Source organism: Photobacterium sp. R1, from assembly GCF_054600795.1.
Window position 1 is genome coordinate 1 of record NZ_BAAHZP010000910.1, and the last position, 241, is coordinate 241.

Annotated in this window: 1 pseudogene; it reads right to left on the reverse strand. The window is 59.3% G+C overall.

What is annotated here, in order from left to right:
* Positions 1–241: pseudogene (zntA, locus tag ACYP03_RS27710) on the reverse strand (Zn(II)/Cd(II)/Pb(II) translocating P-type ATPase ZntA); the annotation flags it as partial.

The window sequence follows — 241 nt, forward strand, 5'->3', positions numbered from 1 at the left end:
GGGACGGAGTTGATCGGCGGCCACTTCATGTACCTGGCCGTCGGTACCGACTCGCATCGCCGTCTCAGGCACCAGCGCCATGAGGGCTTTTACCCCGCTGCGGGCACGGGCAGACGCATAACCTTCCAGTTGTTCACCAATGAGAAACAGCAGTAACACCATTGCCGCTTCGGCCGTTTCCCCCAAATACAGCGCGCCAACAGCAGCCACGCTCATCAGGGTTTCAATTGAGAATGGCGAG